The sequence below is a fragment of the Actinoallomurus sp. CA-142502 genome (genome assembly GCF_050936355.1).
GTDB classification, from domain to species: domain Bacteria; phylum Actinomycetota; class Actinomycetes; order Streptosporangiales; family Streptosporangiaceae; genus Actinoallomurus; species Actinoallomurus iriomotensis.
In genome coordinates this window covers 8,684,265-8,696,115 of record NZ_JBNJMY010000001.1, presented here as the reverse complement: position 1 = coordinate 8,696,115, position 11,851 = coordinate 8,684,265, and the positions used below count along the sequence as shown (strand labels likewise).

The 11,851-nt window shown below is 66.5% G+C and carries 6 protein-coding genes and 1 rRNA gene; 6 read left to right on the top strand and 1 reads right to left on the bottom strand.

The annotated features are described in order from the left end of the window. Positions 1-168: 168 nt before the first annotated feature. The 4 genes from tig (at position 169) to clpX (ending at position 4,512) form a co-directional block, all read left to right on the top strand. A complete protein-coding gene (gene tig, locus ACQEV1_RS40550; protein ID WP_285637099.1) occupies positions 169-1,581 on the top strand; it encodes a trigger factor in 1,413 nt (470 codons plus the stop codon). Positions 1,582-1,756: 175 nt separating this feature from the next. Continuing rightward, positions 1,757-2,395 (top strand): ClpP family protease, encoded by a 639-nt coding sequence (locus tag ACQEV1_RS40545; protein WP_285574353.1) that lies wholly within the window; start codon positions 1,757-1,759, stop codon positions 2,393-2,395. Between the two features lie 26 nt (positions 2,396-2,421). Next, positions 2,422-3,078: an ATP-dependent Clp protease proteolytic subunit gene (locus ACQEV1_RS40540; RefSeq protein WP_285574426.1), complete on the top strand. Its 657-nt coding sequence runs from the start codon at positions 2,422-2,424 to the stop codon at positions 3,076-3,078. A 159-nt stretch (positions 3,079-3,237) separates the two neighbouring features. Further along, entirely contained in the window at positions 3,238-4,512 is a 1,275-nt protein-coding gene (clpX, locus tag ACQEV1_RS40535; protein ID WP_285574355.1) for an ATP-dependent Clp protease ATP-binding subunit ClpX, read from the top strand. Here the strand turns inward: clpX and ACQEV1_RS40530 are convergent, their stop codons facing one another. Beyond that, positions 4,513-5,253 (bottom strand): hypothetical protein, encoded by a 741-nt coding sequence (locus ACQEV1_RS40530; protein ID WP_433401787.1) that lies wholly within the window; start codon positions 5,251-5,253, stop codon positions 4,513-4,515. Positions 5,254-5,463: 210 nt separating this feature from the next. Here ACQEV1_RS40530 and ACQEV1_RS40525 point away from each other — a divergent pair, with 210 nt between their 5' ends. Together ACQEV1_RS40525 and ACQEV1_RS40520 are read left to right on the top strand one after the other, a co-directional pair. Continuing rightward, on the top strand, positions 5,464-8,022 hold the full coding sequence (locus ACQEV1_RS40525) for a valine--tRNA ligase (RefSeq protein ID WP_285637094.1): 2,559 nt from the start codon (positions 5,464-5,466) through the stop codon (positions 8,020-8,022). Positions 8,023-9,926: 1,904 nt separating this feature from the next. Then, positions 9,927-11,441 (top strand): 16S ribosomal RNA (locus tag ACQEV1_RS40520). The last annotated feature ends 410 nt before the right edge of the window (positions 11,442-11,851 follow it).

Here is an 11,851-nt window from a genome sequence, read left to right as displayed (position 1 = left end):
ACGCATTGCCGCCCCAACTGTCCGCGCGCGGGCCGGAACACCATAGACTTGGCGCGCGAAGGCGCGGTGACGCACTTTGACGTGCCCGCGTCCCGGCTGACAACGCAGCCGCCCACGACATCCAACGTGAAATCCGTGCCGCGGCCGGATCCAAGGAGACCGCCCAAAGTGAAGACCGATGTGGAGGAGCTGAGCCCGACGCGGGTCAAGCTCACCGTCGAGGTGCCCTTCGACGAGCTGAAGCCCAACCTCGACAAGGCGTACAAGGAGCTCTCGCAGCAGGTCCGCCTCAAGGGGTTCCGCCCTGGCAAGGTGCCGGCGCGCCTGATCGACCAGTACGTCGGACGGGGCGCGGTCCTGCAGGAGGCGGTCAACGACGCGCTCCCCGGCCTCTACGGCCGCGCCGTCGAGGAGAGCGAGCTGTTCGCGCTCGGCCAGCCCGACGTGGAGATCACCGAGCTGGAGGACAACCAGCAGTTCGCGTTCACCGCCGAGGTGGACATCCGGCCCAAGTTCGAGGTGCCCGACTACGACGGCCTCGAGATCACGGTCGACTCGGCCGAGGTGACCGACGAGGAGGTCGAGGAGACCCTCTCCAACCTGCGCGAGCGGTTCGCGACGCTGACCAACGCCGACCGGGAGGCGCAGGAGGGCGACTTCGTCTCGATCGACCTCGCCGCGACCGTCGAGGGCGAGGACGTCGAGGACGCCCGTACGAGCGGCTACTCCTACGAGGTCGGCAGCCGTAGTTCGGTCGAGGGCCTCGACGACCAGCTCGTCGGCATGAACGCCGGTGACTCCAAGACCTTCACCACCACCCTGGTGGGCGGTGAGCACGAGGGCAAGGAGGCCGAGGTCACCGTCACCGTGCACAGCGTGAAGGTCAAGGAGCTGCCGGAGCTCGACGACGAGTTCGCTCAGCTCGGCAGTGAGTTCGACACGATCGAGGAGCTGCGGGAGGACGTCCGTAAGCGTCTCGCCGACCAGAAGCTCCACCAGCAGCTCGGCGAGGCGCGCGACAAGGCCCTCGAAGCGCTCATGGAGAAGCTCGACATCCCGCTCCCGGAGAGCGTGATCGAGAACGAGATCCAGCGCCGCAACGAGCAGCTCGACCAGCAGCTCCAGATGTACGGCATGAGCCGTGACAAGTACCTCCAGGACGAGGGGAAGTCCGAGGAGGAGTACGACCAGGAGATCAAGGACGGCGCCCGCGACGCGGTCAAGGGCGGCTTCATCCTCGACCAGCTCGCCCTGCAGGAGAAGCTGACCGTCGAGAACGAGGAGCTGACCGACTACGTCGTCCGCAACGCCATGTCGATGGGCGTGCAGCCGGACGTCCTGGCCAAGCACCTGACGGAGAACAACCAGATCCCGGCCGTCGTGTCGGAGGTGCTGCGCTCCAAGGCCCTCAACCTCGTCGTCGAGCACGTCAAGGCCACCGACGACAAGGGTGCCGAGGTCGACATCGCGGCCATGCTGCGGCACGAGGCCGGTGAGGACGAGGCCCACGCCGACGAGGCCCCTGAGGCCCCTGAGGCCGCCGAGACGGCAGAGGCCGGCGACGAGAAGGCCGACGCCTGATCGATCCGCGACCAGACGGGCCGGCGCAGTGCGCGCCGGCCCGTTCGCGTCTCCGGGGCCGGCCCACCTTCCACGCCGACAGCGAACATGCCTCCCTCGCGGCCAAAGCCCTCGCCGCAGCGCGTTAATGTCGCAAGCAACCGACCACGACCACGATTCCGGAGCAGGTGACGCAGTGACCACGCCTCCGACCTTCGAACCGCCGTCGCCCGTGCAGGCGCGCACGGCCGAGGCGCCCCTACTGCCGTTGGGCGACCAGCTTTACCAGCGTCTGCTGCGCGAGCGGATCGTCTTCCTCGGGCAGCAGGTCGACGACGACATTTCCAACCGCATCTGTTCGGAGCTGCTGCTGCTCGCGGCGGAGGACTCCCGGCGGGACATCTACCTCTACATCAACTCGCCGGGCGGCTCGGTGACCGCCGGCATGGCGATCTACGACATGATGCAGTACGTCCCGAACGACATCGCGACGGTCGGCATGGGCCTGGCCGCGTCGATGGGGCAGTTCCTGCTCTGCGCCGGCACGCCGGGCAAGCGCTACGCCCTGCCGCACGCGCGGATCATGATGCACCAGCCGTCCGGCGGCATCGGCGGCACGGCGTCCGACATCAAGATCCTCGCCGAGCAGATGCTGTACGTGAAGCAGACGCTCGCCGAGCGGATCGCCTTCCACACGGGCCAGTCGCTGGAGCAGATCCAGACCGACTCCGACCGCGACCGCTGGTTCACCGCCGACGAGGCCAAGGACTACGGCTTCATCGACCACGTGGTGCACAACGCCAACCAGGTCGCCTCAGAGGGTGCGGTTTCATGAACATCGACCGGAGGGGACTGAACCCGATGAGCGATCAGATCCGGGCCGGTATCCAGCCCGTGGAGAGCCGCTACATCATCCCGTCGTTCGTCGAGCGCACCACGTACGGCGTCAAGGAGATGAATCCGTACAACAAGCTCTTCGAAGAGCGGATCATCTTCCTGGGCGTCCAGATCGACGACGCGTCCGCGAACGACGTGATGGCCCAGCTGTTCACGCTCGAGTCCATCGACCCCGAGCGTGACATCAGCATCTACATCAACTCGCCCGGTGGCTCGTACACCGCCATGACGGCGATCTACGACACGATGCAGTTCGTCCGCTGCGACATCCAGACGGTCTGCATCGGCCAGGCGGCCTCGGCCGCCGCGGTGCTCCTGGCGGCGGGCACGCCGGGCAAGCGCGCCGCGCTGCCGCACTCGCGGATCCTGATCCACCAGCCGGCCACCGAAGGTGGGTATGGTCAGGCCAGCGACATCGAGATCCAGGCGAACGAGATCCTCCGCATCCGCGCGGAGATGGAGACGATCTTGGCGCGGCACAGCGGTCAGGACGTCGAGAAGGTCCGCCGGGACATCGAGCGCGACAGATTCCTGACGGCCGAGGAGGCGAAGACTTACGGTCTCATCGACGACATCATCGAGAGCCGCAAGAAGCGCGTTTCCGAGGTAGTGTCGTCGTAAGCGGCCCTTGAGTGACCCTCAGGTGTCGGCCATATCGACCACACCGGAGGGCTCACTCACTGCCCGCCAGGCGGTAACGTCGAGACAACGTCGAGAGCCTCAGCACGCTCCCTCGATCCCGCGGACCGAGGATGAGCGGCCCCACGTAAAGGAGACAGGGTGGCACGCATCGGCGACGGTGGTGACTTGCTCAAGTGCTCGTTCTGCGGGAAGAGCCAGAAGCAGGTCAAGAAGCTCATCGCGGGTCCGGGCGTGTATATCTGCGACGAGTGCATCGATCTCTGCAACGAGATCATCGAGGAAGAGCTCTCCGAGTCATCCGACCTCAAGTGGGACAACCTGCCGAAACCACGCGAGATCTACGAGTTCCTCGACTCGTACGTGATCGGACAGGACAAGGCCAAAAAGGCCCTGTCCGTGGCGGTGTACAACCACTACAAGCGGATCCAGTCGGGCAGCGGCGGCAGGGATGAGGGCGTCGAGCTCTCCAAGTCCAACATCCTGCTGCTGGGCCCGACCGGGTCCGGTAAGACGCTCCTCGCGCAGACGCTCGCCAAACTGCTCAACGTTCCCTTCGCCATCGCCGACGCGACCGCCCTCACCGAGGCCGGCTACGTGGGCGAGGACGTCGAGAACATCCTGCTGAAGCTGATCCAGGCCGCCGACTACGACGTCAAGAAGGCCGAGACCGGCATCATCTACATCGACGAGGTCGACAAGGTCGCCCGCAAGAGCGAGAACCCCTCGATCACGCGCGATGTGTCCGGTGAGGGCGTTCAGCAGGCGCTGCTGAAGATCCTGGAGGGCACCACCGCGAGCGTGCCGCCGCAGGGCGGCCGCAAGCACCCGCACCAGGAGTTCATCCAGATCGACACCACCAACGTGCTGTTCATCTGCGGTGGCGCGTTCGCCGGTCTGGAGAAGATCGTCGAGCAGCGCGTCGGCAAGCAGGGCATCGGCTTCAACGCGGTTCTGCGCACCAAGGACGACGACGGCGAGGTCGCCGACCTGTTCGCCGACGTCATGCCGGAAGACCTCCTGAAGTTCGGGATGATCCCGGAGTTCGTCGGACGCCTTCCGATCGTCACGAGCGTGCACAACCTCGACCGCGAGGCACTGATCAGCATCCTCACCGAGCCGCGCAACGCGCTGGTGAAGCAGTACCACCGGCTGTTCGAGCTCGACGGGGTCGACCTGGAGTTCACCGACGACGCCCTCGAGGCGATCGCCGACCAGGCGATCCTGCGCGGCACGGGCGCGCGCGGGCTGCGCGCCATCATGGAGGAGGTGCTGCTGTCGGTGATGTACGAGGTGCCGAGCCGCGCCGACGTCGCCCGCGTTGTGATCACCCGCGAGGCGGTCCACGAGCACGTCAACCCGACGCTCGTGCCCCGGGAACGCACCAAGCGCGAGCCGCGGGAGAAGTCCGCCTGATCAGGCCTTCTTCTCCATGTCGTCGCGCATCGACAGGAGCAGTCCGGCCGTCTGCGCGGCGTCGCCCGCGTCGGTGGTGATCACGCCGAGCGTGCCCTCGTCGGCCCAGCCACAGGTCGCCAGCGTCGCCTGACCGGTGCTCAGCTGGTCGATGCACATGACCGTGCCCTTGAGCCGGCCCGCCGGATACGGCGTCAGCGCGCGGCCGCCCGCGCCCGTGCTCGTCGCCAGGCCGCTGATGAACTCCTTCAGCTGCGTCGCCGGGTCGGCGAGGCGCCCGGACGCCCCGATGAACAGCACGGTCGTGGTCGTCGCCGCGGCCCCGTGGTAGACGGCGGTCAGCGGGTTCGGCATGCCGGCCGCCTTCAGGCGCTCCCGTTGCCGGTCGGTGAGCTGCCGAGTGCCGGGGGAGTCGTCACGCTGGAGGCCGCCCGCCTGGGCGGGGGTGTTCAGCACCCGTGTCGGCGCCGCCATGACCGACAGCAGCGCGATCGCGGCGGTGATCAGGGCGCCCATGCCGAGGGCCGCGCTGATGCCCGCTCCCGCCCACATCCCGCGGGGCGACTCCGGTGGCGCGGGCGCGGCGGCGTACGGATGCGGGGGTGGCGCCGGTGACGGTGACTCGTCGTCTGCCGCCTCGGCGGCCCGCGTACGCCGGATGGCGCCGGCGGCGAATCCGGCGGCCAGGCCCAGCATCGCCAGGCCGACGATGAGCACCGCGATGGCCAGGAGCGCCTTCACGAGAGTCGTCTCCCCCTGTGCCTCAGCTGGTCGCTGCCTGTCACATTGTCCTCCGATACCACGCCTCACCCCCAGTGGCGCGGCCGTCATGGGTCACGCTGACAGGACCTTTCCACCGGTGCGTGACATCGAACCCGGCATTCTGCCGTAGTTCCCTCGATCTGCGGGGCGAGACCACGGTTCCGGAAGAACCTCCGTACACTCCGACGCGTGACTTCGCCTGATGCTCTGCCGACTCAGTACACCCCGGCCGACGTCGAGGGACGGCTCTACCAACGCTGGACCGACGGCGGCCTGTTCACGCCCGCCGTCGTACCCGGCGCGCCGGCGTTCTCGATCGTCATCCCGCCGCCGAACGTGACCGGATCCCTCCATGTGGGCCACGCGCTGGACCACTCGATCCAGGACGCGCTCGTACGCCGGCAGCGCATGCGCGGTCTCCAGACGCTCTGGCTGCCCGGCATGGACCACGCGGGCATCGCCACCCAGAACGTCGTGGAGCGCGAGCTCGCCAAGGAGGGCCTGTCCCGGCACGACCTCGGCCGCGACGCCTTCGTCAAGAAGGTCTGGGAGTGGAAGGCCGAGTCCGGCGGGAAGATCCTCGGGCAGATGCGCCGCCTCGGCGACAGCGTCGACTGGACTCGCGAACGCTTCACGATGGACGCGGGCCTGTCCAGCGCCGTGCTGACGATCTTCAAGCGCCTGTACGACGACGGCCTGATCTATCAGGCCGAACGCATCATCAACTGGTGCCCGCGCTGCCTGACCGCGCTCTCCGACATCGAGGTCGAGCACTCCGACGACGACGGCGAGCTGGTCTCGATCCGGTACGGCGAGGGCGACGACGCGATCGTCGTCGCCACGACCCGCGCCGAGACGATGCTCGGCGACACGGCCGTCGCGGTGCACCCGGACGACGAGCGTTACGCCCACCTCGTCGGCCGCGAGATCGAGCTGCCGCTGACCGGCCGGCACATCCCGATCGTCGCCGATCCCCACGTCGACCCGGAGTTCGGCACCGGCGCCGTCAAGGTGACGCCGGCCCACGACCCGAACGACTTCGAGATCGGGCAGCGGCACGGCCTGCCGATGCTGACGATCATGGATGAGCGCGGCACGATCACCGCGCACGGGCCGTTCCAGGGGCTCGACCGCCTGGAGGCCCGGCCGGCCGTGGTCGACGCGCTGCGGCAGGACGGCCGCATCGTCGCCGAGACCCGCCCGTACGTGCACGCCGTCGGCCACTGCTCGCGGTGCAAGACGGTGGTCGAACCCCGCGTCTCCCTCCAGTGGTTCGTCCGGGTCGAACCGCTCGCCCGCGCCGCGGGCGACGCCGTACGCGACGGCCGGGTGAAGATCGTGCCGGCCGAGATGGCCCCGCGGTACTTCGAGTGGGTCGACAACATGCACGACTGGTGCATCAGCCGGCAGCTGTGGTGGGGCCACCGCATCCCGGTCTGGTACGGCCCGGACGGCTCAGCGGTGTGCGTGGGCCCGGGGGAGCAGCCCCCGGAGGGCTGGACCCAGGACACCGACGTGCTCGACACGTGGTTCTCCTCGGCGCTGTGGCCGTTCTCGACGCTCGGCTGGCCGGAGGACACCCCCGAGCTGCGCGCGTTCTATCCCACCTCCGTGCTGGTCACCGGGTACGACATCCTGTTCTTCTGGGTCGCCCGGATGATGATGTTCGGCCTGTACGCCATGGACGGCGTGGAGCCGTTCAAGGTCATCGCGCTGCACGGCATGGTCCGCGACCAGTTCGGCAAGAAGATGTCCAAGTCGTTCGGCAACGTCGTCGACCCGCTGGAGTGGATCGACCGGTACGGCGCGGACGCCACACGCTTCACCCTGCTGCGCGGCGCGAACCCGGGCGGCGACGTCGCGGTCAGCGAGGAGTGGGCGCAGGGGTCGCGCAACTTCTGCAACAAACTGTGGAACGCCACCCGCTTCGCCCTGATCAACGGAGCGGCCATCCGGGAGCTGCCCGCCGACCTCACGGTCGCGGACCGCTGGATCCTGTCCCGCCTGTCGTCGGTGGTCACCGAGGTCGACACCCACTTCGAGAACTTCGAGTTCGCCAAGGCGTGCGAGACGCTCTACCACTTCGCGTGGGACGAGTTCTGCGACTGGTACGTCGAGCTGTCCAAGGTGCCGGGCATGAGCGCCGACGCCCCGGCCGTGCTGGGGCGCGTGCTCGACGTCCTGCTGCGCCTGCTGCACCCGCTCACGCCGTTCGTCACCGAGGAGCTGTGGACCGCGCTGACGGGCGGCGAGTCGATCGTCACGACCACCTGGCCGTCCGCGGACGGCTTCTCGGACGCGTCGGCGGAGGCGGAGATCGCCGGCCTGATGCGCCTGGTGACGGAGGTACGCCGGTTCCGCGCGGACCAGGGCCTGAAGCCGGGCCAGAAGGTCGCGGCGACGATCGAGGGCCTCGACCCGGCGTACGAAGACGCGGTGCGGACGCTCCTGCGCCTGACGCCGGCGGGAGAGGGCTTCACCCCGACCGCGTCGTTGCCGGTCGAGGGAGTGACCGTACGCCTGGACACCGCGGGAGCCATCGACGTCGCCGCCGAACGCGCGCGCCTGGAGAAGGACCTGGCCGCCGCCCGCAAGGAGATCGCCCAGGCGGAGGGCAAACTGGGCAACGAGCAGTTCATGGCCAAGGCCCCGGAGCAGGTGGTCACCAAGACCCGAGCCCGCCTCGAACAGGCCCGCACGGACGTGGAGAGCCTGGAAAGCCGCCTGGCGGCCCTGCCCGCGGGATAACGGCGCGTCCTCACGTCCGGGAGCGGCCCGCCGGTGCGGGTCGCTCCCGGGTGCCGAGGGCGTGTCGTTCGGCGGCTTGTGCCTGGTTATCGGGGGCGGTGGGTTGTGGGGCGAATCCTGTGGTGCTTGCGGGGTGTTCCAGAGGTGGCCGATCTGGTGCGGGTCGCTCCCGGGTGCCGAGGGCCTGCCGCTCGGCGGCTCGTGCCTCGTTATTGAGTGCGGCGGGTGTGGGGCGAATCCGGTGGCCGGAGGCCGGTCGAACCAGAAGAAACGGGGCCAGCCAGGCTCACGCTTGAGAGGCGCGAGACCGCAGGCCCGCCGGCCGGTCACCAGACCAGAACCAGCACCGCCAAAGCAGAACTCGCCGTAGACGCGTCGCGCCCAACGGTAAGGCGCAGATCGCAGATCGCCGAGCGACACGCCCCAACACGGCGACCCCGGGATCGACCCCACAGGCAACACAGGATGCGCTGCGCACCTGCCACACCCGGTAACGAGGCACAAGCCGCCGAACGAGACGCCCTCGGCACCCAAGAAGTGTGCACCTGCGACTACCGCCGGCCGACCGGGGATAGCTGATCGTCGACTGGATCCCGGACGCGACTGGCCTGGCGCCACTCAGGCGGTGCGTCGGCCCGGGGTCTTAGGTCTCGCGGAGGAAGACGATGTCCGGCGGGGGCGTGGGAGGCGGCCGATGAGGGCGCCGCCTTCCAGGCGTCCGGGTTGGACGGCTCGGAGACCATGCGGGTCTCTTCGTGGCGATCGGCGCCCTGCCGTTCAATCGACGTGGCAGGCCGCGCGGTCTCCGGGCCGAGCGCGGTGATGAGGGCCGCGCCATCGCGGGTGTTCGCCGTCTCGATGCGCACGCGGTTCCGCTCGTCAGGGAGACAGCGGTCCGGCGCTCCTCTCGCTTCAGCATGCGGGTGGTGTCTTCCTCTGGGGCTGTGTTCATCGGCTCCACAGCCGCATGATGGTCGCCGGTACCGGGCGGCTTGCGTCACTTAGGCGCCCAGCTGGGAGCGGAGCGTCGTGCAGGCCGGCGACGTGGGGCCGGCCTGCCGCTCGGGAATATGCGCGGCGTCTCGTGGGTTCCTCCTCTGGACGCTCTGTCGGCGCAGCGTTGGTCGACGTAGGGCGGCTCGGCACCTGGCCCTGGAGGCCGTCGGCACGGGCCGACCAGAAAAATCTGGTGGCTGGGTTTAGGTCCTGGGGCAGCGGGAATCAGTCCAGGGTGCAGGAGTGACTTGCACCTACGCATACGCCCGCGTCGGTGGGTTGACCTCGACGCCCGGGTGTCCTAAGCTTGTCCGAGCCTGCGGGGGAGCAGGACGTCGAAAGACGGCCGGCCCCGCGGAAGACACCCCAACGAAGAGCTGTGGCGGATCTCGTTCGTCACGGGACCAACTGGATGTGTCGGCCCGGTCGGGTTGCTGATCATCGTGAGATGAGGCAATCTCCGGGTACCTCCCTTCGATCGGACGGGAAGCCTTTGGGCTCCCGGTCTGAGTGTTGGGCGGGCCGAGTTCGTGTCGCTTGTCGGTCAATTCGACAAACGGAGCGGAAACGGTAAGATGGGAAATGTCCCAAGGGAGTTCGAAAGGACTTCCAAAGGACTCTCGATTCCAAAGTCGGAGCAATTCGACAAAGGAAACGGGAAAGGCTAAGATAGAGGAAACGCCCCAGCGGGGATCTTCCAAAAGATCCTCAACGGTGTGTGTCCGTTTCTTGAGAACTCAACAGTGTGCTAAAAGCCAGTGCCTTTTGGTCCTCGACCAGGCTGGTTGGCCCATCGTCTTATGGGTTGGTCGGTTTGGTTTTGGATTCCTTTGGCAAGAATGATTCTTGTCGGGATTGTTTTTCTCTTCAGGTTTGGCAGTCGCCTTCGGGTGGTTGTCGTTTTGACCTTAACGGAGAGTTTGATCCTGGCTCAGGACGAACGCTGGCGGCGTGCTTAACACATGCAAGTCGAGCGGAAAGGCCCTTCGGGGTACTCGAGCGGCGAACGGGTGAGTAACACGTGAGTAACCTGCCCTTGGCTCTGGGATAAGCCCGGGAAACTGGGTCTAATACCGGATATGACCCTCCACCGCATGGTGTGAGGGTGGAAAGTTTTTCGGCTGAGGATGGACTCGCGGTCTATCAGCTTGTTGGTGGGGTGATGGCCTACCAAGGCGACGACGGATAGCCGGCCTGAGAGGGTGACCGGCCACACTGGGACTGAGACACGGCCCAGACTCCTACGGGAGGCAGCAGTGGGGAATATTGCGCAATGGGCGGAAGCCTGACGCAGCGACGCCGCGTGGGGGATGAAGGCCTTCGGGTTGTAAACCTCTTTCACCACCGACGAAGCTAACGTGACGGTAGGTGGGGAAGAAGCGCCGGCTAACTACGTGCCAGCAGCCGCGGTAATACGTAGGGCGCAAGCGTTGTCCGGAATTATTGGGCGTAAAGAGCTCGTAGGTGGTTTGTCGCGTCTGCCGTGAAAACCCGAGGCTTAACCTCGGGCCTGCGGTGGATACGGGCAGACTAGAGGTAGGTAGGGGAGAATGGAATTCCCGGTGTAGCGGTGAAATGCGCAGATATCGGGAGGAACACCGGTGGCGAAGGCGGTTCTCTGGGCCTTACCTGACGCTGAGGAGCGAAAGCGTGGGGAGCGAACAGGATTAGATACCCTGGTAGTCCACGCCGTAAACGTTGGGCGCTAGGTGTGGGGTCTTTCCACGGACTCCGTGCCGTAGCTAACGCATTAAGCGCCCCGCCTGGGGAGTACGGCCGCAAGGCTAAAACTCAAAGGAATTGACGGGGGCCCGCACAAGCGGCGGAGCATGTTGCTTAATTCGACGCAACGCGAAGAACCTTACCAAGGTTTGACATCACCGGAAAACTCGCAGAGATGCGGGGTCCTTTTGGGCCGGTGACAGGTGGTGCATGGCTGTCGTCAGCTCGTGTCGTGAGATGTTGGGTTAAGTCCCGCAACGAGCGCAACCCTCGTTCCATGTTGCCAGCACGTAATGGTGGGGACTCATGGGAGACTGCCGGGGTCAACTCGGAGGAAGGTGGGGATGACGTCAAGTCATCATGCCCCTTATGTCTTGGGCTGCAAACATGCTACAATGGCCGGTACAAAGGGCTGCGAAACCGTGAGGTGGAGCGAATCCCGGAAAGCCGGTCTCAGTTCGGATTGGGGTCTGCAACTCGACCCCATGAAGTCGGAGTCGCTAGTAATCGCAGATCAGCAACGCTGCGGTGAATACGTTCCCGGGCCTTGTACACACCGCCCGTCACGTCACGAAAGTCGGCAACACCCGAAGCCGGTGGCCCAACCCTTGTGGGGGGAGCCGTCGAAGGTGGGGCCGGCGATTGGGACGAAGTCGTAACAAGGTAGCCGTACCGGAAGGTGCGGCTGGATCACCTCCTTTCTAAGGAGCATCACTGGCCACACGCACCAGGCGATCGAGTCTGGGGTGTTGGTCCATGACTCATGCCACGGGCGAATGTCTCGTGGGTGGGTTTGCTCATAGGTGGAGCACTGGCTATTCGGTTCTCTCTGGTTGGTTTCAACGGTTAGTACTGCTCGTCTTGTACGGGTTCAGGAACGCGGTTCGGAGCTGGCCGGTAGGGGCCGGGCACACTGTTGGGTCCTGAGGGAACGGGCACGGGAGCTCTTGGAGCTTTTCGGGTTCGTCTCTTCGGGCCGTCTCGGATCTTGTCTGCCATGGTTGGTGGGTGGGGTTTGGGCGGGCGGGCCGGCTGAGCCTCACATACCGCATCAGGTTTCTGGTGGTCGTGGTGGTGGTTGTTGGTTGGTGTCCCGTTCGTGTTTTGAGAA